The sequence below is a fragment of the Rahnella laticis genome, from assembly GCF_015644585.1.
Taxonomy (GTDB): domain Bacteria; phylum Pseudomonadota; class Gammaproteobacteria; order Enterobacterales; family Enterobacteriaceae; genus Rahnella; species Rahnella laticis.
This window is the reverse complement of record NZ_JADOBI010000005.1, coordinates 379,828-404,448: the sequence shown is the minus strand read 5'-3', so window position 1 is coordinate 404,448 and position 24,621 is coordinate 379,828. Positions and strand designations below refer to the sequence as shown.

Here is a 24,621-nt window from a genome sequence, read left to right as displayed (position 1 = left end):
TGTCGCGGGGACATAAGAGCAGGGCGATCTCAATGCAAAATCATGCACTCACTGCATGCAGAGCTGACAAAGTGAGATCTCCCGCGTTCCTGGCTATTCTTCATCGTCGTAAACAGAGAACGGCACTGACGGCGTGTCAGCTTCATCCAAAACGCTATCGGCCATGTCAGAGATCATTTCCATCACCAGTGCGTACTCGTCATTTCTGCACTGGGCTGACTGTGCGATGTCAGCCATAAGCCGGATTTTTATCAAAGCCATCTTAAGCTCATGAGAGGGGTCCATTACTCACTTCAGTGCACTGGTTATTTATACAGTATAATATTACCATTTCTTAACAAATTCCAATAAAAACTGAATGTTATTGTTTAACCAATAGCTTCGATGAATGTTTCGCCAGTCTTAGTCTTCATAAAATTCCTGCCAGTCCATAAGAGGAGGATGATGGATCACAACGTCACCAAAACTGATTTTGGCTCCCCGGGTTAATGCTTCCAGCTCCCATCTTTGTGCTTTGATATCTTTTTTAAGCAATTCCTGTTCAATCCGAGGCAATCGCGCCCGTTCTTCAGCGGTCAATCTTGCTGATGGGGCAACATCGCGCCCCTTTGTTGGGTCAAAACTTCGCTGCGCCTTGCTGACTCTCGGTGTTTCCTCCCTTATACGCGCCACAATCGCCCTCACGGCGGCTGTGTCTGTCCAGTCAATAACTCGCAGGCTGAGAGAATTAGACGCTGTAGGCGCGTTCCCAGCCTGGCTATCACGCCAATTTGTAGCCTTTTTCTTTCCACCTAACCCACAGTTATTGACAGGACTCCGAGGCGCGCCGTGGGCGCTTTTTGAGGTCAAAACCTCAAGGTCAACGGCGGAAGAAACGATGCGCCATTGGGTTGTGCGGGTTTCATAAACACGAGAGTTGCCCAGGTGCGAGGCAAAAATGCCGACAACCTTTTTCACTTCTTCGTCGTAGGCGTTCAGTTCAGCAGCAACCCGACGAGCTACACGAACGGTCTGATCTTCACGCGGAACATTCGCGCCGCCTTGAGCCTCCATGTACGCCATAAAATCACCGGCATCAGCAGCTGCGCGTACGGCTTCGACTTCTTCGTCGAAGGTTTCGGTCAGGCTGATGGAACGGATACGGCGACACTCGCGATATGAACCCATCGTTGGCAGACCGATAGGGTGAAACTGCGGGATACGCCAGGTAGAAGCCCAGGCAGTAACAGCGGCAGCGGAGTCTGTCAGCAACTCGCCGGTTTCGTGATCACGCTCGCCTTCCAGTGCGTAGCCATCGATATTCTTCGCAATATATTTAGCGATGTAGCCAGCAGCGCCGCCACGGTTCAGGTGCTTACAGTCAAAACGGTTCTTTGCTGCACCGCGTTCGTCGCCGTCTTCTTTCATGGCATATTTGCGCATGATATCGATCACCGGCTGACGCATGGCGGGTTTGGTGAATAGCATCATGTGCCAGTGCGGCGTCGCGTCGTGGTGAGGTTCGACAACGCGCATCCCGTAAACGGACAGACCGCTATCTTTGAAAGCGGTGCGCATTTTGCTCCAGATCCCGCAAAGGTATCGCTGCGCATCTTTCGGTGTATAGGCTTCTTTGGCCCACGCATGATTGCGCTGAACGCGCTTTTTATCGTCTTTGCCAACAATGCGCGTCGGGTGATATTTGGACGGGGTAGTGATCGTCAAAAACATGCCGACATCGCCATTTGCCGCAGCATATTTTTCGGTACCGGCTATGGTGCTCATCAGTTCCATACGGCGGATCTCAGGATTGGAGATGCTCGCCATTACCTTATCGATTAGACTAATGCGCTCGCCGGTTTCGACGTTTTCAAGGTCGCAGCTTTTCAGGTAGTCGAGATTCGACAGGCGGCGTGCACGCACTTCACGTATCGCCTGCTTACTGGCATAGGGAGAGGCGTCGCGGTTTACCTTGCCTATTGCGATCAGCAAAGATTCACGCCAGCGGGTTCGCTGACCTTTGAGCTGACTTAGCCACCATTCAGGATTAACCAAGCGAGACAGGCCAGCTATGGCGGAGACAGTATCAAGCTTGTCCTTGAGGTACCTTGTCCAGTGCATCGGCCTGACATTGAAGGCCTGAGCCATACCCGCGATTTCGCCATAAAGTTCACACTGCGTATCACGATCAAAAAGAATCGCGTTATCACCGTGGTATTGAGTTAGCAACTGTTCGCAACGTTCTTCATAGATGTCTCTGAGTTGTCGCGCGATGTCCTGAGCAAACCTGCGCAGTGGCTTATCAGTCATGCTCGGCAGCCCGTGATAGGTATCTGCCTCTGACATGAATCTCATGGAGGCATCAGCATTCATTGTGTGAGCTGAATTAACTGCATCAACACGCGGCAGGATGCTGCGCCCCAGAGTGTAAATCAGGTATTTGTAGGCAGCGATAATCCCCTGGGTATTAAGCAGGTGTGCGTAACGGCCAGTGAAGATTTCACGCAGATCCTTCGAGAGACTTTTTACTCTGATTAAAACGGCTTGCCCCTGATGGTATTCATCACGGGTAAACGGTCTCGGTCTTTCTTGAGGCACGATCGGGGTGAGGGGTTTATTCCAGGGGAACGCCCATACGTCGGGCGTTCCAGTGTGAGGATTAAAACGGCTGGTCAGCATTACAGACCATCTTTGATATCAGTGATCAGATAGCCAGCATTAATGCCGGCCAGAATGAACAACGCTATCGAGAGAATTATCATTTGTCCCCTCGATAATGTTTGGCTGTCATCTCAGCAATTTCTTTGCAGTACACGCAAAGCTCAACGCCTGGCAGAGTTGCGCGACGCTCTTCGGGAATGGGACGATCACACTCAATGCAGAACATCGCTGAAACGCCTGCAACAGATGCGCGGGCAGCTTGAATTTGAGACGCGAGAATCAGGTCAGCACGTTCTTGAGCTGCGTCGATTACATCGACCATCAGTGAAAATCTCCGGCTTCATTTTGAATGCGCGTAGCTTCATCACGCAAAGCTTCAGCGGCTTCGATGCCGGTCATTTCCTTTTTTGTGATGAAACTGGCAATAGCCTCAAGACGGGAAGCAAATACTGCAGCACGATTGGCGCGCTCTTCGTTACGCGCGGAGTCCAGCATCAGTGTGAGTTTAGGGGTGTAATCACCTTCAGCTGCTGACGCCATATCGAAACCGGTAACCGGTAAACCAGCAAAGCCGTGACGAGATTTATTGATGATGTTGTTCATAGTGTTTTCCTGTTTTTTAGGCAAAAGAATGCCCGGCGAGTAGACGCCTATTAATTTTGTTGTGGGTTAGTGTTTAATATTTATTTTGCAGTCGTCTTCGCTGATAAATTTAGGCAGTGATTCAGTTAATCCCAGTAAAGAATTCAATGCTGCAACCACTTGATGCCTTTCTGTTGGCGTTAACTCTGCATACTTCATGTCAACATGTCGCTGTTTTAAACCAGCATGAAAGCAGATTGTTTTGCGCATATGCAGTGGCTGAGTATCAAATGTCTCCTGCGCTACATTCTTTTTGTGTTCCAGCATCTGTTTAATTTTTGACAGATGTTTCTTGCCAATTTGAATATGTTCTTCATTAACTAAAAACATAATCACCTCAACTAAATATACGTTTTAAGACAGAGTTTCTTTTCTTCTGAGCCTGGCAAATGGGACGCTTTTTGATTACTGGGTTCCATATATTTCCATCAGGCATTTCCAGCCAGCCATGACCAAAATGACGGGATGGACTCTGTTGCTTCAGAAGAGGTGCGATTGAAATAGGCATGATTACAGCAGTCCGTTAGTCGTCACGTTCGCGATAGCGCCCACTGCAGACGCCAGAGCCGGTGATGCATGTACTCGGCCTTGTACAACCAGACCGATCAGCGATAAATGTCGGATACCGGCGTTCACGCCTGCCAGAAGTGACATTTTTCTTTGTGAGCTGACTGTTCCGCCCTTTACCGCATCTGCAGCGATTGAACCTACGGCAGCGGTTGCTTGTAGCGCGTAAGTCGAAAGATTAGATGTTGCGATTTCATTGACGGGTACAGAGGGCAAGCAGTTAATTTGTGCCAGCATACCGTCGAGCAATGCAGCGTCTTCGGTGAGATCGGTTATCAACAAAAGTTCCTCGCAAGTGAGTTTGTGAGGTTGTGCCGGATTAAATTTATTGCGCAGGATTTGTGGCTTAGTGCCCATCTGAGCTGCAAGTTCGGTGAGATTATGACGATTCACAAAAGCCTTGCATGCATCGTCAAAGTGATAGTGTTTGGAAACACGATAATCAAACATTGTTAGTCCCTACTTGTTTGAATATTCTGACTCAAGGCTTTATGTATCGGCACTTGATGGCTTGCTGACGATTCTTCTGACGCCAAGCTTCGAGGTTGATCAGCGCATTGCCATGACGTTCCATCACAAAAGTTTGCATTTGACCTGTTTTGCGATTTTTACGTTGTTGCGTGATCGTAGTTGTAGGAGTTGGTGCAAGCAGGACTACGCCGTTGGCGATCCACTTTTCTAGCACTGCGGAGCTGATGCCGTTGATTGCAGCAAAATCTTTCTTAGAAATTGTTGGGGAGTTAGCGAGGGTGGTCAGTTGCAAACTTATTGAGTTCACGATAGTTGCAGACAGGGCTGACTCTAATGCTGGAAGGAGCTGCGAAACTACTGAGTTTAACAGTTCCTTAGAAACGACTGTCTTATCAACAGGCACTTGAATTGCATTCTGATCAGACATAAAGCAAAATCTCCTTTTAAGCAGTTTGAGTTCTACTGTGTAACATGTGGTGTGTTGACACTTTAGAATACAAACGTAGATTTGTAAAATGCTTTTGTGTTTTTAAGGTGAGCAATGTCTGAATCTAAACCTAACGCATCTGAAGTACTTGAACGTTTGTCTTCCTCTTATGGAGTGACAACACAGAAAGAACTAGCTGTGTGCCTTGAGATACCTGCGGGAAATGTGAGCGCCTGGATGCAGAGAGGTAGCGTTCCAGGAAACGCCATCATTAAATGCGCATTAGATACCGGTGCAGATCTCAGCTGGTTAGTTAATGGTGTGTTTGCAAATGCAAATTTTAAAAAAACTTATGTTTCAAGAGGTTTGAGAACTGATCGTGGAAAATCATTATTAAAAAAAATGTTATCTACGGGTGGAAAGGCAGTTCTTAAGCGAATTATGGATGCTTACGGTTTTACGACTCAGAAAGAATTAGGTGAATATTTAGAGATTTCTACAGGAACGATTAGTACATGGTTTCGTAGGGAATATTTTCCTGGCGATGTAGTGATTACCTGCGCATTAGATACTGGCGCCTCACTGGAATGGCTCGCTACTGGTGAGATGAATACCGAGTCTCAGGAAGAATCAGCAATCTCAGGAACACCATCAATCCCAAAAAAAATACTTCTTGCTGGCAAACTTGATGATGACGGTTTTTGCTATATCGATGAGTCATTTGTTCCTCAGGGGGCCAATTTCAACAGCCTCAACTACGTACGTAGTGGAAAATCAGCATGGGTGATTGAGATGGGTGTTAACCAACTATCAAATGGGTCATGGCTGTTAGATATCGATGGTGCTTTGGATGTTTACGCAGTATCTAAACGTCCTGGTAATAAACTTAGAATTGTAGGAAGTGATGGAGAGTTTGAATGTTTAACAAATGAAGTGATAGTAAAAGGATTGGTAGTTCTTATTTTGAAAAATGCCTTATAGGCCAATCCTATAATGATTTTTTTAATGAGGGCGAAACAGGGATGCATCTAGTTGGAACGTTTACATAATAAACGTTCAATTAATCACTCTATTTATAGAGATGTTTTTGATAGCTAGTTTGTTGTTATCATGATTGACTACCTTGTTCATTTTTTTTCACTACACTATTAATAAGCTCAGGAACGAATCTTTCAACGAATCCAGAAATAAAGCAAAAGCATATGATCGCGTGCAAATTAGATTTGAAAGGAGCTAAAAATATTTCAGATTTAATTCCAAACACTAAGAAACATCCAAAAACTGCTCCTATAATTATCCTTGAAAAGCTCTCGCAGTATAAGCTATATTCACCAGCGTAACTATCAAGTGAAATAAAGCTATTTCTTTGAAGGCTGGAAACCATTGCTCCGATAACTCCGGCCCCTATCCCCATCGCATATATTTTAGCGCTAGGCAAATAGATGCATAAAAAGATGACAGTGATTAGTGAAAGAAGAGAGAATGATATGCTAATTAAGAAAAGCTTTAATTTCAAGAATGACTCTGACTTAGATATCAAAAATTTTCTAACATCTCTAAAGCAATCTTTTGCTTTTTCATTTGTATCTTTGTTGAATGCGTTTGCTAAGGCGGAAGCTAGCTTATTCATGACAATATATTTATAGGATTGCGGCAAGGTAGTTGTTGATAATTCTTTCAACACCTCAAATTCTTCTAATGCATCGACCATGTACTCAGGTATGTCTTGGTAATACCACCAATCAATATTATTATTACGGCTTAAATATACAGAGAATCGAGGGGTCTCTATTACTCTTTTCTTGATGGAACCTACGAAACTGTTGACATAGTCCTTGACTTCCTTAAATATCAGCACTGCATCATATTGTTCTTTTGTGGTAAGGCAATAATATAATCTATTAGCTAAAAAAATAGAGGCGCTTTTTTTATTTAATCTATTCATGTGCAATCCAATTAGACCATTAATAAAAATGAATTCCCTCAATGCAAGTAGAGTTTTATCCGGTATGTTATTTAACTTCCATCCTAAATCATTAGTGGAAGTTAAATATATTAAAAAGCTCTCGTTTTGATGAATAACATTATGCTGGGTATTTACTTTAGCTTGGGAGGAGAGTAAAGGCTCAGGGTCTATTTCCTTTGTTATTTTCTCGGAAATTGCGCTGTGCAGATTTGAAGGTTCGCTCCTTGAAAAAAACACTTTTATTTTTTCTAACATATTAATTCATTGTCCTTGTGTTTTTATTGTGCGGTAAATTCTAATTTTGTAATTTCTTTTTTTTTCAATAAAATTCACATTTTTATTGATTGGTTTTTACGAGGTTGTATGAAAGGCTGTAATCTTTATGGGTTAACTCACTATACTGTGACGAAAGTCATCTCAACTAAAGGATAGGTCGAACATAAAAACATAGTGATGTAGCATCAAGTGAAAGTAAATAATATGACTTCCTCAGGAGGGTAAAAATGGCCGCCTTTTGGGGCGGCATTTATTTAATTTTTATTCTGAATAGCATCAGAGCGAAGTTTTGCTCCGACAGTTGACTCAATAATATTATCTCTTATTTTATCGACTTTATCGCTTTTCATCACAGCAACTTCAACGTGACGAGCGAACTTCTCATATTCAGACTTCGTGTTTAACTCCCTGGATAATAACTCATTACCTTGTTCTCTGGAATCACATTTGTTGAGTAAATCAAGCAATTTATCATAACTGAAATTGTCAATCAAACTTGCCTTTGAGTTATTAATATTTTTCTTTTTAACAATCTTTAATGAAAACTGAAACTCACCGGAGATAACTTTTTCTAATTCTCCATCACTAAGCTCAAGAACGGCATCTTGCAGCTCACGAAAAAGTGAAGTTAATGTTTTAGCTTTACTCACTTTCATTCTCCAATCTTCAGAAGGAATTCATCTACAAACTCTTCTATCTCCCCAACAATTGATGAGTGTGTTGAGTTTGAATAAACATTTAATACAACTGGAATCCCATCTCTAGGAGCATCAGCAAAAATGCTTTTATTTTCTCTGAAAATAGAATTAAATACGGGAACGCGCAGGCGTTTAGTTTGTGCAATATATTGCCTTTGTGCAGCAATAGGTTGTTCTGAATGGATTTGGATCATAGTAAAAACTACGCCAAGTATTTCAGGAGAAACTCTTCCATAATCTTCATCTTTATCAGCATAAAAATTATAATCAGTTACCAAAGAATCAACACTTCTCTTCAAATAGTCTATGCCTAGTGTTGATAGGTAATCAGGTTTAGCTGGTATTAGAATTTTGTCCGAAGCAATTAGCGCATTCTTAGTGACTATATTGAAATTAGGAGGGCAATCAATAAGAACGATGTCGTAACTCATTTCTTTAGCTAAAATCTGAAGCTCTTCTCTAAGTTTTCCATGGACTTTAAGATATTTTTTTTGAGTCTGACTTGGGCTTGCACCCCCAAGTAAAGTTGCAAGCTCAAGATCAACATTTATTAGTCCAAGGTGAGAGGATATCAAATCCAGACAACCCCCTTTTCTTCCAAGGCTGCTATTTACCTCATCGGGTCTTATCCGAAGAGTTGAAAGCGGCATAGTTTGTTCACCTTGACTTATACAATCAAACCAATTCTTAATAGTCCTATCATTTTTCAGATGCTCATCCCAGTAGTCCGGAGTTAAGAAAGAAAACGTGAGACTTGCTTGAGCATCCATATCCAAAACTAAAACATTCTTGCCTCTGAATGCTAATTCAGCAGCCAAATTAGAAGTAACAGTTGTTTTACCAACTCCACCTTTATAGTTTATAATAGAAACAATTTGCATTATAATCATTATCCTTATGAGTTGTTACGTTTTGCTATGCAGTTCTAAAATACATTTTATTATCATTTACTCAAGATATTTTAACTTAAGCGAGAGCTATATCTCCGACACGCCAGTTATCTGTGGTTGTTTTCATGCAACTACAATAAGTGCCACGGATACACCACCTTGCGCCTGTCAGAGTAACCAGTTTCTCTATGATTAAAAAACAAAATCATTTCCACCAACCATTGCAGCTGTGTTACAACACCTGCAGCTTTGTATGGTAGAAAATGGCATGTGATTGAGAGTGCAGATTAAGGCAACCCCCTGAAATTATGATTGAGATTAGTGTTTACTAATCAGCGTTAAAAAGCTCGCCGCCACTCCATCGCCAATTATGAATTTAAATTATTGATCTAAATAACATTAATAAGTATTCGGTCTTTTTTTTGCCTGTTTTTTAAATCAGTAAGTTACATCTCTTCCTGCTTATTCCATAACTGCATCTCAGCTCTCTTAGCCTTAGCCTTTTCCCAGTAAATTTCGCCAGTCATTCAAGCAGTTTTGCTCGCGTCCAGGGTTGTTTGCCTGTGATTTGCGTGGCGAGATGTTCGATGAACTGCTGCGTGGGTGCTTTCTTGCCAATGCTCATAAGGGACAGAGGAAGAATAAGAAGAATAACTAATGGAGTGAATGTGAAATAGCGCATGTCACGGCTGCGCTGTGTATATAAAAAGATTCCGCTGCAAAGACTGCCGAGGATTAACCCTGAGAGCACTTCGCTGACGGAATGAGCATGCAGTGCGAGCCGGCTGATACCTACCATAATGGCAATGAAATACCCAACAGCAATCATCAGCCTGCGTCTGTCAGGCTGAAAACGTTGGCTTATCAGCCAGAGCATCACCGGCCATAAAGTGGCAGACATCGTGGTATGTCCGCTGAAGCCTGTAAAATTAAATGTACTGCTGCCAATACCCCAGGCGAGAAACAGTAGTTTTGAGATGCTCACTGCAAGACCCGAAATACCCAGAGTAATCAGCCATATTAATGTTGTTGCCGGGCTGTCAGCCCTCCATAACATAAATAAAGCGAGGGTTATTCCGGTGGGTAAAATGAGCATACTGTCACCAAAATAGGTCAGGATATTCCAAAGCAAGACGTAGCCCTCGACGATAAATAATAAATTCTTCAGAAGAATCAATCGGAAAGTGTATCAGCAGAGGGTTTTTAACTAAAAGGGATTAGCTTTTCTCACTCCATTTTCAGACTACAACCCGATTTTTTGGCAGGATTACACGCTTTGTAAACCTGGGAATACAGTCCTAATTTATTGTATTACATGAAATAATTATTATTTGTATTGCAGTTACAGAGTGACAGTTTTAACTTTGATATTCCGCCACAATGAGAGGAAAGGAAAATGAAAGCTGCTGTTGTCAATAAAGACCATTCTGTTAATGTCGTTGAGAAAACTCTGCGTGCATTGGAGCATGGTGAAGCACTTTTACAGATGGAGTGCTGTGGTGTTTGTCATACGGATTTACATGTAAAAAATGGGGATTTTGGTGACAAGACTGGCGTGATCCTTGGCCATGAAGGCATTGGTATCGTTAAGAAAATTGGTCCGGGTGTAACTGCGCTGAAAGTGGGTGATCGCGCGAGCGTCGCCTGGTTCTTCAAAGGCTGCGGACACTGCGAGTACTGTACCACCGGCAATGAAACACTTTGCCGTCAGGTTGTGAATGCGGGTTATACCGCGGACGGTGGTATGGCTGAAGAATGTATCGTTTCAGCTGATTATGCAGTGAAAGTGCCGGACGGTCTGGAGTCTGCTGCAGCCAGCAGTGTGACTTGCGCAGGTGTAACAACGTATAAAGCTGTGAAAGTTTCAGGTATCCAGCCGGGTAAATGGATTGCCATTTATGGATTAGGTGGCCTGGGCAATCTGGCGTTGCAGTATGCCAAGAATGTGTTTAATGCAAAAGTTATCGCAATCGATGTGAACGATCTGCAATTAGAGTTTGCTGCCGAGATGGGCGCAGATCTGACCATCAATATGCTGAAAGACGATGCTGCAAAAATCATTCAGGAAAAAGTGGGTGGTGCTCATGCTGCGGTTGTGACTGCAACGGCGAAATCGGCATTTAACTCTGCCGTTGACGCCATGCGTGCCGGTGGCCGTATCGTCGCAGTGGGGCTGCCCCCTGAATCCATGAGTCTGAACATTCCGCGTCTGGTTCTGGACGGTATTCAGGTTGTAGGGTCGCTGGTTGGTACGCGTGAAGATCTGGCGGAAGCATTCCAGTTTGCCGCAGAAGGTAAAGTCGTACCAAAAGTCACTAAACGTCCATTGGGCGATATCAATGCTATTTTCCGCGAAATGGAACAAGGCAAAATTAAGGGCAGAATGGTGATCGATTTTACGCATAAATAAAATTCCCATCATGTGGGTGGCGCCGCTGGAAATATTTCGGCGTCACTCATGGCATATCATCGTGATGATGCCAGTGATTCTGCAGATAAAAAAAAGCCCGCTCGGGGCGGGCTGAAAGGGGTATTGCGAGGGTCTTACACACTATGAAGGACAGTTCATAGTGGACACAGGAGAAGGAATGTTTTCCTCGGGAATAAAGGTAACAAACCTAATGTCGATTTATGTCAAACCTGAGTAAGTTTACTCTGCAACATGTAACTCCCGCCGATACCGCTTTACATTAAACGTTAAAATCAAACTTTACTTTGGCCTGTGCTTGTTTGGTTTTTGCCGCTAGTTATTCATCGGCTAAATAACGCTCGGCGAGACGTGCCCAGTAAGCCGCACCGAAACTCAGGCTTTCATCATTAAAGTTGTAGGCAGGGTTATGGAGAACAGCGCTGTCACCGTTACCGAGGCGCAGGAAGCAGCCGGGTTTTTGTTGAAGGAAATAAGCAAAATCTTCACTGCCGGAAATAGGGGCCAGATTTTCGACCACGTTCTCTTCGCCGACCAGCTCTTTTGCAACCTCCAGTGCGAACGCCGTCTCTTTATCATGATTAACCAGCACCGGATATCCCGGTACATATTCAATCTCAGCACGTGCGCCATAGCCTGCGGCATGATTTGATACCAGCGTACGGATACGATCTTCCAATATTTTTCGCACACCTGAATCAAATGAACGGACGCTCATTTCAAGGCAAGCTGTTTCCGGGATCACATTGGCCGCATGCCCTGAATGTAATGAGCCGATGGTGACAACGGCGGTTTCATTGGGATCGATGTTCCGGGAAATAATGGATTGCAGCGCCACAACCAGACTGCTGGCGACCAGAATCGGATCAACGGTCATATGGGGGCGCGCAGCATGACCGCCTTTGCCGTGGATCGTGATATTTACCGTATCGCAGGCCGCCATGAACGGGCCTGAGCGGAACATCATTTTTCCAACCGGATAACCGGGGTGATTGTGCAGGCCGTATACCGCGTCACAGGGAAAACGCTCGAACAATTGTTCGGCCAGCATACGTTCTGCGCCACTGTTGAAACCAATTTCTTCAGCGGGTTGGAAAATCAGGTTCACTGTGCCTGAGAAATTTTTGCTGCGCGCCAGTTGCTCGGCGGCTCCCAGCAGCATGGCGGTATGGCCATCGTGGCCGCAGGCGTGCATTTTCCCCGGTGACTGACTCGCATAACTGACACCTGTCAGTTCAGTGATGGGCAGGGCATCCATATCTGCGCGAATGCCGATACTGCGTTTACCTGTCCCCAGAGTCATCGAACCGATAACCCCGTGACCACCGACGCTGGACGTGACTTTAAAGCCCAGAGACTGCAGCTTCTCAGCGACTAAAGCGGCAGTGTCGGATTCTTCATTAGAAAGCTCAGGATTCTGATGCAGGTGTTGGCGCACTTCACGCAGCCCCGGAATAAGGTCGGCCACGTCAGCGATGGTGCAAAATGATTTATTATTCATTATGAGGATCTGTTTTTGCCTGGAAGATATCCGGCCTCAGGACCGGTGCCACGTCATTACAGGGAACAGAATGCAATGCGAAAACCCGGCTGGCAATCAATTAATCAGTGAGAAAACCGGGTTTTTGAAATTATGGAATGTTCAATTCAATCACGGTATGTAATTGATGTAACGAGCTAAAGTTTTTACGCGATGCTGCGTAATTAATGATTTTGACTCTGGACGCTCTGGTCGCATGTCTATACCGTTGTATTGCTTGTACCGGCATAGGCAGATTTTTATAAATATCAGGCAAATGCTGTGCATCCGCCTGATATGACGTCTCAAGATAATGAAGATGTCGGAGAGGAGATAAAGAGGATTAAGCGGGCATGTAGCTAATGGAATGCTCCAGAGAATCGCATTGGGAATCGATAAGCACATTCCAGATCCCTTTATAAGGGATGCCAACGTAGGCCGTATTTTGATCGTTAACCGTCAAAATATCGCCGAAACCTGAGTGGCGTCCATTTCGCTCAATATCATTTTCACACATCAGATGGATGTGGCATTTTTCTGAACAACGAATGACGACAGTGTCGCCACCAAACAGACTCAATCTGGCTCGAACGATAGGCATGACTTTCCCCCAATGAAGATAAAGCACCTGAAATACGCTGTAACCGAACACTGCCAGGTTTTACGTCACCCAGACCAGGAGTGATTTTGGTCACATAACGCTCTTTAACCTATAAAACCAGAGTAAAGCAGGGGGAATAATGACATTAATCAAAACTTGTAAAACTCTTCTGAAGATTAATTATTCGTCAGTCATGCAGCTGTAAATGAAAATGACCATACTTTTACCAATGCAGCGTGAATGTAGTTGCGCGGTTAATGACCGGTGAGAAATTAAATTGAATGGTAACATCCGAAGATTATCTTTCTATGCAGTGATGAAGTGTATTCATTCGTTACAGGGTAATAAATTAGCTGCTTTTTCTTTCGCAAGCTGACACCCTATAGGTGTATAGCATGTGCGTGCGCTTGAAATTGATTATTATCGGATTTTTTACCGTCTCACACGCGCACAATGCGGGTGATGAAAAAAACGTGCGCTACACTTTCTTATTTTCTCCAGTTATAAGGGCATCGGATGATTTGCTCCGAAAAATTCAAACATTTCAGAAATTTAAGCGCATTGGCCCTGGTTCTGAATGCGACTTTTAGCCTGCCGGTACACGCGGATGACTCGCAGTTACGGGCATGTGGCAATGCAAAAACGGCCAAAGACTGCCAGCTACCTTTTCAACAGGGGCTTTCGGCTGTTCAGGTAGGGTTATCACGTGAGCCACTATGGGGCTATCTTGATACCACCGGGCACATGGCAATCAAACCTGATTTCAGCGACGCGCGCGGATTTGTTAATGATCTCGCCGTTGTTAAAAAAGGCGATCAATACGGCTACATCGATAAGAAAGGCCACTGGGTCATTGAACCGCGTTTTACCCGCGCAACCGATTTCAATGCACAGGGTACGGCGCTGGTCGTCACGGATAATCGTCTGGCAATCATTGACCGCAAAGGTGCCGTTGTGAAAACGCTGCCGTTTGCTGTTTCTCTCGACACCCATGGTTTTGCGGGCGGACAGGCGCTGGCAAGCGTCCAAACTCAGGTATCCCCGACGCTGTGGAATGCTGCAACCGATCGTTCCCTTTCCCTGCCTGACGATGTTATGGCGCTCGATCTGCCGCAGTCCGGTCTCATCCCTGCTAAAAAGCGTGATTCCGCAAATGACGGTTACTGGGGATATCTGGACGAAAACGGTGACTGGGCAATTGATCCGATGATCCTGAAAGCGCGCGATGAGCCTCAGCTCAGCGGCGACGTGGTTGCTGTCAAAATCAAAAACGTATGGAGTTTCGTTGATCGTCAGGGCGTTTCATTAAATAAAGAACAGTATAAATCTGTACGTCCTCTCTCCTCTGGTAGCTGGCTGGTTACCGGCAACGATAATTCCAGGCAGTTGCTCAGCAGCAAACTGGAAAAAGTGCAGGATATTCCTGCCGATCAGTCCGAAAATATTATCGTCTGGGGCAAGGCAACGCTGGGAACGGGCAGCAAAGGTATTGTCATTGTTGGGGCCGATAACCAGGTTGTTTCCCTGAAAATGAATAAACCTCAGTTCCTGCAACAGGGCAACCGCCTCTGGGTTATGCAGACTGAAGGTAAAACTCCGCAGGTTGTTCAGGTTTATGACAACAATGGCGTTGCATTACTCAATGATGCCACGCTCGCGGCGCTGAAAGATTATCAGGTGAAGCCACTGGGTACCTCGGTGCTGACCGATGATATCGCCACATTGCCGGAAGTCACTGCGGATGTAGCGCACACGCTACCATGGGCGGTTCTGACGCCTGCCGATACCACAAAACCACCGGCAATTTTGACCTCGCAGGGGAACGTTCTTTCGGATCCTCAGTGGGCTGCTATCGATGGCGATGCGTCTCAGGCTCCGCTGATAGTCCATACCCAAACCCAAAAAGTGGGGGCGGTAGACGGCGCGGGTAAATGGGTTATTCAGCCGGTTTACCAGCAGATCAGCGCGTTTTCCGGTGACTACACCTGGGCTGTCGAAAACACTAATAATACCGATACCAAACGCCTAATTGACCGCAATGGCAGCGCAACGGATGTGCCAGCAGATATCTTGCAAAACGCCCAGCGTCTTTCCGGCGGTCTGTTGTATTACACCGAAGGTGCTAATGATGCCCGTCGCTGGGGCTTATGGGATATTGCGAGCAAGAGTATTAAAGCAGCCCCTCAGTTTACTCAAATCGAATCCTTCAATGAGGGGTTCGCTCTGGCGAAAGCCGATGCCGGATGGGGTGTTATCGGCACCAACGGCGTATGGGCAATTGCGCCGGATTCAAGCCGCAGCGGGAAGTTCCAATATATCGGACAAGGCGTTTTCACCCTGTCAGATAACGATCAGCCAGGCGAACGCAGTGGTCTTTCGAGTCATTACAGCCTGTACAGCGCAAACAGCGGTCAGGCAATCGCCGGGGATCTGCTGGCAAGACCACAATCCGTCGGGCAGGGGCATTGGCTGGTCCAGCCTTCCGAAGGGGGCGTAGCGCTGTTAGACAGCGCGGGTCGTTATCCTGTCAGCAAAGCCATTGCAGCTTCATCAAGCTCAGTGCAGGGCGACTGGGTAATGCTCAGTTTCTCTCCTCACTTGGGTGCCATTAACCCGCAGGGTGACTGGCAGATTCAGCCTTTTTATACGACAGAATTCAATTTCATTTCGCCACTGAACTGGAGCCGTGCCGTCAGCGACGGGCATACCACGCTGATTAACGATCACGGTGCTGTTCCGCTGGACGGTTTCGAGCAGGCTCAACCGTTGAATTCGCTGGTGCGTCTGACTATGAATGATGACGTGACTGGCGAAACGGTGCTGTATGACAATGACGGTAATGAGATCCAGCGTTTCGCCGGGCTCGACAGCTTGCAGGCAGATAAAGCCAGTGCCGGTGTTATCCCGTTACGCGACAGCAAAGGGCTTTATGGTTTCGTTGATCAACAAGGTAAGAAACTGATCGGTTCTTATTTTGATCAGGTTGGCGCTATGAATAATAACTTTGCCACAGCCATGAAGAAATCGACTTACGGCAATCTCTTTGGTTATATCAGCACGACCGGCCGTTTCGCTATCTTGCCTAAATTCGACTGGGCCGATAATTTCAGCGAGAAACACGCATGGGCAGGCGGCAAAGGTGTCGTCAGCTTACTGAACGCGGAAGGTGCCGTTCAGGCGAAAATTCAGGTGCGTTGTAATCAGCGCGTAATCGTGGACGCAAAAGGCGCTTATCTCTGGCCTGCAAAAGCGCCTTCATGCGGTACCGGGAGTAATTAATGATTGTCAGCAAACCTTCAAGGCTACGGATAGCACTTCTTTGCGCATTGAATACCAGCAGCGCACTGGCCTTATTGACGCTGACAGCTTCTGCAAATGCGGCTGAACCTTCCGGTTGTTTTGCTCCGTTGCCTGCTTCGCAAAACGATGTACAACGGCGTAACGCGTTGCCGGTTGTTCAAAACCTGTGTATCCGTGATGTTCGTGAAGGGCGCGCGGCTGTGCTTTTACCGGCTGCTGACGCAGCCAGTGAGCGCTGGGGCTTTCTGGATAATCAGGGGCAACTGGTTATAAAACCTGTCTTTGAAGATGTCGGTGATTATCACTACGGCGTCGCAGCCGCTAAACAACAGGGAAAGTGGGGGTTTATTGATACCACCGGGAACTGGCTGATTCAGCCGGGTTTCGATGCGGTACAACCTTTCACTGAATCCGGTTTAGCCGTTGTAACGGTAGCCGGGAAATCGCAGATTATCGATCGTAAAGGCGCGCAGGTTGGAAAAGCGCTGGATGATTTAGTGGACGAGGCCATTCTGAGTAATGGTCTTCCGGCACGTTTACAATTGTCTTTTAACAGCGTGCTGCTTTCCCCCAATGGTGTTCGCCATGTAGCAACAGACAAAATGGAAGTTGCTGAACCTTTTGGTACTCAGGGATTATTCATCGCCTTCGATGCCAGCAAAGGTTATGGCATCGTGGATGAAAATCTGAGCTGGCGCGTTGCACCACAGTACGCCGCAATTACTCTCGACCCGCGTAATCCGGCAGTGGCACTCGCGAAAAATTCCGACGGAATTACGCTAATTCGTGCAGACGGCATCCAGGATGAGCAAAAGTATTTATCAGTAAGTGAAGAAACCGGCGCTTTCTGGCTGGCGAAAACGGCTGATGGTGTGAAGTTACTGGATAACTCCGCCGTTGTGATAGCAACGTTTAGCGATTCTGATGCCGCCTCTCTGCGGGTTTCGGGGGACTATGTCCTTAACCCGACACCGAAAGAAAATCTCATCGTATTTGTTCCCGGCCGTAAACAACCTCTGACGTTGCCTGCCGCCAGCGAGCCGTGGGGGCAGACTACCGGTGAGTTTCTGGTGACCACCCGCGGTGAGCAGAAAAAAGTGAACGCGATTGTTGCGCCTTCAGGTGGAATGATTGGTGGTGCACAGAATGTCGGCTGGCTGGCGCAAATTTCCAGTGCGGAAGTGATCAATCACCGTCTGTGGCTGCGCAATGATCAGGGCGACGTCGTGAATGTTGTTGATGCGACCGGAAAGGCGTTGCTGAATCAGAAGACGATCAGCGCGCTTGAAAATAGCCGGATTGAACCGCTCAACGGTGGCGGTGATCACGTTACCCCGCAGTCGCCATTGGCTCTGATCCGCCCTGAGGCAGGGACCAGCAAAACAGGAGCTGGTTTCCTGAAACCGGACGGCTCTCTGCAAATTGATAACAAATGGCAGGATATTGAATCAGCGGACAGCAGCGAAGATATCGGGCAATTTATTGTCAGAACGGCCGATGGCACCGGCGTGATTGATGCGCAAGGGAAAGTGGTTATTCCTCTGACAGAAGACAACATATCTCCGTTTGTACAGGGCTACGCGCTGGATTATCTGGACGGCAAGCTGACGGCGCTCGACCATGCCGGTAAGCATTACAATTTGCCGGATGTGTTTGATCTGGAGTCGGTCGGTAACGGCTGGTTCCGTTATCACGAAACGGCAGCTGAAGGGGCATTGTGGGGAATTTACGATGTCATTAACCAGAAAATCGTCATTCAGCCTTCCTATCAGGATGTGGGTGATTATGCCAACAATCAGGTTGCTGTTCAGACGCCAAATGGCCTTTGGGGGATCCTTGACGGTCAGGGTAAAACCATGGTGGAAGCTAAATACGCCAAAGTTAAGCGCATCAATTCTGCTTTGTGGCTGCTGACACAACCGGCAACGGACGATCAGCCAGAGTCCGGTGTGATCGCAGAAATCATTGGCAATGATACGAAAACACGGATTGCGCCGACGGCCGGTCTGGCGGTAAATCAGTTCAGTGATGGTCGCATTCTGGCAACGTCTGCCGCCGGGCAATCCTGGCTTCTGGACGCCAAAGGCAATATCCAGCTTCATGAGCAGCAAACCCGAATCAGCGCACTGGGTGACTGGGTGAAACTATCCCGACAGCCGCAGGAAGGTTATTTATCTGCGCAAGGTGACTGGCAGATCCAACCTGCTATCGATACCCGGGGCTCCGCCTTTGCACAGGGGCGCGCATTGCGTACAACAGCTGCCGGATCTGAGCTGATTGACGACAAAGGTGCGCGTGTCGCCGCGATGCCTGAAGGGAAATGGAGCCTGCCTTTGGGCAGCACGTGGCCTGTTTCTTATGATCCGCAAAACAGTGAGGCCACAACACGCTATGTCGATAATACCGGCAAACTGGTTCTGACTGTGGCAGGTTTCGCCAGCCGTATGGTTGACGGACATGCTGTTCTCACGCGTGCTGATGGCACAAAAACCTGGATTGACGGGCAGGGGAAAGCCGCTGACGCTGTCTCTTACGCCGATCTCGGTTTGCCTCATGACGGCCTGGCGTTCGCTAAAGCGGATACTACCTACGGCTTTGTGGATGCGCAGGGTAACTACGTGATCGCGCCTGTTTACAGCGCAGTTTCACCGTTTGACGGTGGGGTGGCGATTGTATCGACACCGGCAATGTCGATGATGATCGACAAGACTGGCAAGCCACTCGCACGCTTAGATAAAGAGTGCGGCATTTCTGTTTTATACGGCGCGGGCAGCTCTCGCCAGTGGCCACAGAAAATGCCGGATAATTGCAAACCCTGAGTCTGATGCTGGCGTTCAAAACCCGCTGCGGCGGGTTTTTTTGTGCTAATGTTTAACTGTAATGGCAGTGAACTATCTCAATTGAAAGGATAAATTATGATCCCGCAGATCCCGCTTAAATACAGGGACGCAGAACGCTGGTCTTTTGGTGATACTGAATCGTCAGCAGATGAACTGGCCAAACGTGTCATGGCCGGTACCAAAACAGCGACCTGCTCAAATCTCGATGATGATCCGGAACCTGAGCCGGGCGAAGTGTTTGTTGTAGTCGATGGCCGCAACAATCCGGTTTGTGCCGTACAACTGACCGAAGTGAAACAAGTTCCGTTTGATCAGGTAACAGAGCAGCATGCCTGGGAAGAAGGTGAAGGTGACCGCACGCTGGCTTACTGGCGTAAAGAGCATCAGCGTTTCTTCGAAGAATATGAAATGTTTGAACCGACCATGCCTCTGTTGCTCATGAAATTCCGGATGATCGAAAAGTTCTAACTTCATCATGTGGCCTGATAAGGAAAATCAGGCCAAAAAACCCCAAGGCATAAGATCTACCTGATGTTGTCGATCTGTCGTTCAGGAATGAGTCATGTCCGCCAATACAGCAAACCCTCATACGTTTTCACCCCTTTGCGGAGTACCGTATTTCAGCCAGTGGGAAGATCCGTCCTGCGCTGCGGGGATTATCGCTGGTGATATTGCGCTCAGCGATATCCGCCTCTGGCGCCAGTCTGGCGCGGCTTCTCAGGAAGAATTTATCGAATGGGCCAACCATGTCTGCGGAATGTGTTGCCTGAAAATGGTGCTTGCGGCAGTTTCCGGAAACGTCGTGCCCGTTCTCGAACTGACCCGGCGCAGCCAGGCGTACGGCGCTTATGTCCGTGAAGGGAATAACATTAAAGGGCTTATTTACGCGCCGTTTGTGGAGTATGTCCGGCAGGAGTTAGGGCTGACCGCACTGGTCAAAGTGAATATTTCTGCGCAAGATATTGCTTCACAGCTCGATGTTCACCGGTTTTTCATTGCTTCGGTGCATCCGTCGATTCGTATCCCTGAATCTTTTCCGCCGGGTAAGGGCGGACATCTGGTTCTGGTCACGCGGGCTGATGCCGGATCTGTAACCTTCCATAACCCGTCGGGTCACGATATTTCCTCGCAGCAGGATGTCACCCTGCCGGTTGAAACTTTTGCCCGCTTTTTTGCCGGGCGCGGAATAGCTCTGGTGTCTGACACTGACTGACCGCAAGCGGCATGGCGAACACAATTCCGTTCGCCATGCTGTGTTACTCCAGTCGCATGATCCACTCATCTTTCTGCTTATCGTACTTCTCTTTATACAACACAGAATGACGGCCATCGACAACCGCCGGGACGCTGGTGTGATCATCCCACGCATCAAGTTGCATGCACAAATCAGGGTCTGACTTGCACGGAATATGCACTTTATCGCCGCCTTTTGCTTCAGGCGTTGAGAGATGTGCATCGTCAATTTCATAACTGCCAATTCTGATACTCGATTTTCCCATCAGGTACTCCTTGCCAGGATGACGTCAGTGATTTCAGTAACATCAGGTACGACCAGTTGGGCGCCCTGATCTCAGAATAGTCGACAGCACAAAAAGTGCCACTGGATTTTTTATGGCAGTGAAGAAACGAATTTTCAGAGGGGAAACCAAAGTGCGGAAGGAAGGGAATAAGGAGCCAGTGTTTGATAAACGAACTGGCCCCTTTAATTTGTTTTCAGAGCGGGTTAAATCTGATTGAAACCGGCATTGCGTTGATCTGATTACGGCCATTATTTTTGGAAAGATACAACGCTTCATCTGCCGCGCTGACAATATCTGACTGATCTTCGATATCCGGGTCCTGATCTGGCCGGTATGTTGCAATGCCCTGACTGATGGTCACGCGGTTAAACTCGCTGAAGCTGTGTTTGATGCCCAACGTTTCGATTGATTCCATAATGTGCTGGGCGACAATCCATGCCCCTTTCAAATCAGTATCCGGCAAAATAGCGGCAAATTCCTCACCGCCAAAACGGGTGACCACATCTGTGCTGCGTTTCAGTGATTTCCGCAACGTTCTTGCCACCAGACGCAGACAGGCATCGCCCGAGAGATGGCCATAGTGGTCATTGAAATGTTTGAAATAATCGATGTCGATCATCACCACGGTCAGCGGCGTACGGTTGCGTTTGGCGCGCATATATTCGTGACTGAGCACTTTTTTAAATTCGCGACGGTTCGGCAGTTTGGTCAGTGAATCGGTACGTGCCTGAATTTCCAGACGACGGTTGGCTTTAACCAGCTTAAGTTCCAGCAATTTGCGTTCGTGAACGTCTTCTGCGGTGCCGTACCAGCGCTGAATTGAGCCGTCCGTTGCATAACTGGCCGCCGCGCGGATGCGCATCCAGTTCCAGCCGCGGTCAACGTGGCAGAACCGGACTTCTATATCCAGAGGCGCGCCGGTTTTAAGGCATTGCTCCCAGGTCTGAACCGCGGCACGGCGGTCTTCAACATGCATACTTTGGATCCATTTATCCGCCAGAATATCCTGACGTGTCATGCCGGTGATGCGTTGAAAACGCGAGCTGACGTCATTGAGCATGCCGCGCGGGTCGGCGGTCCATGGGATTTGCGGGTTCAGTTCCACCATGTTGCGGTAATGCTCCTGGCTTTCGCGCAGTGCCCGCTCCATACGCTTGAGGCTGGTGATATCTGTCATCGCCACAGAAAGCCCGTTCAGCTGATTTTGTGCGTCGTAAGCCGCTTTGATACGCACGAAGAAAACCTGATTTTTACCGGGAACGGAAAATTCACGGTCTGGCGTCGTTTCGTTACGCTGCGCCATCTCCAGTGCGTTATTGAGCAAAGGTGAAAGGCCGGGCAGGAAAACCCCGATTTTGCGGCCAATTGCTTCATACGGTTGCAGACCAATGATGTTGGCCATCGCATCATTCACGGTGACATAACGCATTTGCAGATCGATAAAGCACAGGCCAACAGGGGCGTTGGAATAAATGGTTTCGAGCTGGAAAAGACGTTGTCCGGGAGCCTGATCCAGACTGGTCAGATTACGGTCGATGCCACGATAGCCGCGGAAATTGCCGTCGTTATCAAACAGCGGAACACCGCTGGTTTCGAGAATCACTTCGCTGCCATCCGGCCGGATATTACGGTTCAGTAATCCGCCAAAAGGGGCGCGGCGTTCAACAATCGCAGCGAACTGCTCACCCACGCGTTTGGCTTCGTCAGGCGGCATGAAGTCAAAAGGCGTTTTGCCTAAAACTTGTTCGGGCGGAATGCCAAGAAACTCGATGCATTTATTTGAGGAAAAGACGTAACGTCCTTGTGCATCGACTTCCCAGATCCAGTCAGAATTGTTATCGATAATATCCCGCAGACTGGCCATTTGCTGTAAAAGCAGGCCATCTGCTGATTCGAGTTTCATTTCATCCGACATGATACTTCTCCGACTGGCAGGTCTTTACTCAACATCAGGCACTATGATTTATATCTAAAAATGATATATCACCGGCAATGTTATCTTGAGGGCAATAATACATGTCAGGCTAGGATTATTCCTACTTATAATTCCATTAACCTATATGGATAAAATAAAAGGATATCCAATATATGTAGCACAAAATTTTTCACAGTCATTTGTTCCATGCAGTTTGTCACCCTGATTTCACCTAAAAATGTACCGGCGCAGAATCAGGTTAAAAGCATAGCAGACTTATTTTTATCGAATTTAAGAAAAGATTATTAGAATTTTCTGCGCCAGCAGGAGGATCCTGTGGCACAGAAAATTACTGAAAGAGTTAAATTAATTAATCGTTCGAAAATGTCTGGTGCCGCGTTGCTCCATCCCTGACCAGTTCGCGGGGCAGGCTATTTTTAATCCGGCTGCCGATTTTTTTTGCCAGCCCCAGCGGCTGATTTGCCCACGTCACCAGACATTCATCCGTCGCCGGGGTGTTTTCAGGATAAATATCGACGCCGCGCAACCAGTTCTGTGCCAGTTCATCATCAATTTCAAACCGGTTGCTGGCGTCATTGACGCTGAAAGCAACAACGGCTTCATGCTGCCAGCGGAAACCTTTCGGAAAGCGTTCAGCCAGACGGACGCCAATACGCGAAAATCTGACCTTGCCGAATAAGGGTTCCAGCACGGCCGGGAAGATCCAGATTTCTTTGTCGCGCTGCCACAATGTGTATTGTTTTTCAGGCCATGAAAGCCCGGAGCTGGCGGCGGCTTTGATTATTTCCGCGCTGTCCTGACGTGAAAGTGGCGAGAACGGGAAGCGGCCGACTTTATATCCGGGAACCGGCAAACGCGGTACAGAGTCTGTTTTACGAAAACGGGCAACGAAGAAACCTTCGCTGTCATAAATCTGCGGGAATACGTGGAGATAACCTTCCTGTGTCACCGCTTTTTGCGCGCCATCGAATAGATCTTCCAGAGATTCTGTTTCCACCGCACCGGCGTAGGTATCCAGCAGCCACTGGCAAACCTGCTGATTTTCCTGCGCATTGAGCGTGCAGGTGGAATACACCAGAACGCCGCCTGGCTTTAAGGCGTGAAACGCGCTGTCGATAAGCTCGCGTTGCGTGGTAGCAATTTCAGCCACGCTGGCTTCTGACCAGTTGCTCATGGCATCAGGATCTTTTCGAATCACGCCTTCGCCGGAGCAGGGCGCATCCAGCAGGATCGCATCAAACGTTTCGGGTAGCGCGGCACCGAACACGCGCCCGTCGAAATGGGTCAGCGCGGTATTGCTCACGCCGCAGCGGCTGATGTTGGCATGCAGCACTTTCACGCGGCTGGCGGAATACTCATTGGCAACGATGCCCCCGCGGTTTTCCATCTGTGCGGCAATCTGCGTCGTTTTTGAGCCCGGAGCCGCGGCAACGTCCATCACCAGCGCAGGCTGTGTGTCGTGAGCAAACAGGGCCGTGACGGGGAGCATGGAGCTGGCTTCCTGAATGTAAAAAAGCCCGGCGAGATGAGCCAGCGCGTTACCTAATCGGGAATCATCCAGGGCGTGGCGGTTGATCCAAAAACCTTCGGCACACCAGGGCACTGGCTCTAAATCCCACTGAAATCCTGACGCCATTTCGAGAAAATCCGTCACGCTGATTTTCAGGGTATTGACCCGCAGGCTGGGGCGCAGAGGGCGCTGGCATATCGCAATAAAATCTTCCATGGTCAGTCTGGCTGGCATGATTGCGCGCGTCGCATCCAGAAAGGCGGCAGGTAATTTATCAGCGAAATCGCTGGCAGTGGTGAGCTTTGACAAGAGTTGGTTTCCAGAACTGAAGGTGTTTTCTGCCGCGGAGTTTAGCATATTTGCCGGCATATGAAGGCGCGGGTGTTGGCC

Annotated in this window: 23 protein-coding genes; 6 read left to right on the top strand and 17 right to left on the bottom strand. The window is 47.6% G+C overall.

Annotated features, from left to right (window positions below):
- Window positions 1-93: 93 nt before the first annotated feature.
- The 8 genes from IV433_RS13770 to IV433_RS13735 form a co-directional block, all read right to left on the bottom strand.
- Window positions 94-261 (bottom strand): hypothetical protein, encoded by a 168-nt coding sequence (locus tag IV433_RS13770; RefSeq protein ID WP_195814401.1) that lies wholly within the window; start codon window positions 259-261, stop codon window positions 94-96.
- Between the two features lie 141 nt (window positions 262-402).
- A complete protein-coding gene (locus tag IV433_RS13765) occupies window positions 403-2,658 on the bottom strand; it encodes a replication endonuclease (protein WP_195814402.1) in 2,256 nt (751 codons plus the stop codon).
- A 79-nt stretch (window positions 2,659-2,737) separates the two neighbouring features.
- On the bottom strand, window positions 2,738-2,962 hold the full coding sequence (locus tag IV433_RS13760; RefSeq protein ID WP_195814403.1) for a TraR/DksA C4-type zinc finger protein: 225 nt from the start codon (window positions 2,960-2,962) through the stop codon (window positions 2,738-2,740).
- On the bottom strand, window positions 2,962-3,243 hold the full coding sequence (locus IV433_RS13755; RefSeq protein WP_229893371.1) for a DUF2732 family protein: 282 nt from the start codon (window positions 3,241-3,243) through the stop codon (window positions 2,962-2,964). Before IV433_RS13755 ends, IV433_RS13760 begins: the two co-directional genes overlap by 1 nt.
- Window positions 3,244-3,309: 66 nt before the next feature.
- Window positions 3,310-3,612, bottom strand: coding sequence for a hypothetical protein (locus IV433_RS13750; RefSeq protein ID WP_195814404.1), 303 nt, complete (start codon window positions 3,610-3,612; stop codon window positions 3,310-3,312).
- A gap of 7 nt (window positions 3,613-3,619) precedes the next feature.
- Window positions 3,620-3,790 (bottom strand): phage filamentation protein Fil family protein, encoded by a 171-nt coding sequence (locus tag IV433_RS13745; RefSeq protein ID WP_195814405.1) that lies wholly within the window; start codon window positions 3,788-3,790, stop codon window positions 3,620-3,622.
- 2 nt (window positions 3,791-3,792) lie between these two features.
- Window positions 3,793-4,299, bottom strand: coding sequence for a phage regulatory CII family protein (locus IV433_RS13740; protein ID WP_195814406.1), 507 nt, complete (start codon window positions 4,297-4,299; stop codon window positions 3,793-3,795).
- Between the two features lie 31 nt (window positions 4,300-4,330).
- Entirely contained in the window at window positions 4,331-4,747 is a 417-nt protein-coding gene (locus IV433_RS13735; RefSeq protein ID WP_195814407.1) for a hypothetical protein, read from the bottom strand.
- A 114-nt stretch (window positions 4,748-4,861) separates the two neighbouring features.
- Here IV433_RS13735 and IV433_RS13730 point away from each other — a divergent pair, with 114 nt between their 5' ends.
- A complete protein-coding gene (locus IV433_RS13730; RefSeq protein WP_195814408.1) occupies window positions 4,862-5,728 on the top strand; it encodes a helix-turn-helix domain-containing protein in 867 nt (288 codons plus the stop codon).
- Window positions 5,729-5,855: 127 nt separating this feature from the next.
- On the opposite strand, the gene IV433_RS13725 is transcribed toward IV433_RS13730, so the two are convergent.
- The 4 genes from IV433_RS13725 to IV433_RS13710 form a co-directional block, all read right to left on the bottom strand.
- A complete protein-coding gene (locus IV433_RS13725) occupies window positions 5,856-6,968 on the bottom strand; it encodes a hypothetical protein (protein ID WP_195814409.1) in 1,113 nt (370 codons plus the stop codon).
- Between the two features lie 275 nt (window positions 6,969-7,243).
- Window positions 7,244-7,645 carry a hypothetical protein gene (locus tag IV433_RS13720; protein WP_229893370.1) on the bottom strand — a complete coding sequence of 134 codons (402 nt, stop codon included), beginning with the start codon at window positions 7,643-7,645 and terminating at the stop codon, window positions 7,244-7,246.
- Entirely contained in the window at window positions 7,642-8,568 is a 927-nt protein-coding gene (locus IV433_RS13715) for a ParA family protein (protein ID WP_195814411.1), read from the bottom strand. The genes IV433_RS13720 and IV433_RS13715 overlap by 4 nt, the downstream gene beginning before the upstream one ends.
- Before the next feature lie 532 nt (window positions 8,569-9,100).
- Window positions 9,101-9,709: a phosphatase PAP2 family protein gene (locus IV433_RS13710; protein ID WP_195814412.1), complete on the bottom strand. Its 609-nt coding sequence runs from the start codon at window positions 9,707-9,709 to the stop codon at window positions 9,101-9,103.
- Window positions 9,710-9,973: 264 nt separating this feature from the next.
- Here IV433_RS13710 and adhP point away from each other — a divergent pair, with 264 nt between their 5' ends.
- Window positions 9,974-10,987 carry an alcohol dehydrogenase AdhP gene (gene adhP / locus IV433_RS13705; protein ID WP_195814413.1) on the top strand — a complete coding sequence of 338 codons (1,014 nt, stop codon included), beginning with the start codon at window positions 9,974-9,976 and terminating at the stop codon, window positions 10,985-10,987.
- Window positions 10,988-11,324: 337 nt separating this feature from the next.
- Here the strand turns inward: adhP and IV433_RS13700 are convergent, their stop codons facing one another.
- Both IV433_RS13700 and IV433_RS13695 read right to left on the bottom strand, forming a co-directional pair.
- Entirely contained in the window at window positions 11,325-12,506 is a 1,182-nt protein-coding gene (locus IV433_RS13700) for a M20 aminoacylase family protein (protein WP_195814414.1), read from the bottom strand.
- Window positions 12,507-12,867: 361 nt separating this feature from the next.
- Window positions 12,868-13,125 (bottom strand): DUF1883 domain-containing protein, encoded by a 258-nt coding sequence (locus IV433_RS13695; RefSeq protein ID WP_152325668.1) that lies wholly within the window; start codon window positions 13,123-13,125, stop codon window positions 12,868-12,870.
- A 561-nt stretch (window positions 13,126-13,686) separates the two neighbouring features.
- Between IV433_RS13695 and IV433_RS13690 the strand changes: the two genes are divergently transcribed.
- The 4 genes from IV433_RS13690 to IV433_RS13675 all read left to right on the top strand — a co-directional run bounded on the left by IV433_RS13690 (window position 13,687) and on the right by IV433_RS13675 (window position 20,478).
- Window positions 13,687-16,404, top strand: coding sequence for a WG repeat-containing protein (locus IV433_RS13690; protein WP_229893369.1), 2,718 nt, complete (start codon window positions 13,687-13,689; stop codon window positions 16,402-16,404).
- Window positions 16,404-19,244, top strand: coding sequence for a WG repeat-containing protein (locus tag IV433_RS13685; RefSeq protein WP_195814416.1), 2,841 nt, complete (start codon window positions 16,404-16,406; stop codon window positions 19,242-19,244). The genes IV433_RS13690 and IV433_RS13685 overlap by 1 nt, the downstream gene beginning before the upstream one ends.
- A gap of 96 nt (window positions 19,245-19,340) precedes the next feature.
- Entirely contained in the window at window positions 19,341-19,733 is a 393-nt protein-coding gene (locus IV433_RS13680; RefSeq protein WP_165056871.1) for an ASCH domain-containing protein, read from the top strand.
- Between the two features lie 94 nt (window positions 19,734-19,827).
- Window positions 19,828-20,478, top strand: a complete 651-nt coding sequence (locus IV433_RS13675; protein ID WP_195814417.1) for a hypothetical protein — start codon at window positions 19,828-19,830, stop codon at window positions 20,476-20,478.
- Between the two features lie 43 nt (window positions 20,479-20,521).
- Here IV433_RS13675 and IV433_RS13670 read toward each other — a convergent pair whose 3' ends face one another.
- From IV433_RS13670 to rsmF, 3 genes are all read right to left on the bottom strand, one after another.
- Window positions 20,522-20,764 carry a YebV family protein gene (locus IV433_RS13670; RefSeq protein ID WP_152325673.1) on the bottom strand — a complete coding sequence of 81 codons (243 nt, stop codon included), beginning with the start codon at window positions 20,762-20,764 and terminating at the stop codon, window positions 20,522-20,524.
- A 214-nt stretch (window positions 20,765-20,978) separates the two neighbouring features.
- A complete protein-coding gene (locus tag IV433_RS13665) occupies window positions 20,979-22,700 on the bottom strand; it encodes a sensor domain-containing diguanylate cyclase (RefSeq protein ID WP_152325674.1) in 1,722 nt (573 codons plus the stop codon).
- Between the two features lie 370 nt (window positions 22,701-23,070).
- Complete coding sequence (gene rsmF, locus IV433_RS13660) at window positions 23,071-24,588, bottom strand: 16S rRNA (cytosine(1407)-C(5))-methyltransferase RsmF (protein ID WP_195814418.1); 1,518 nt, start codon at window positions 24,586-24,588, stop codon at window positions 23,071-23,073.
- Between the last annotated feature and the right edge of the window lie 33 nt (window positions 24,589-24,621).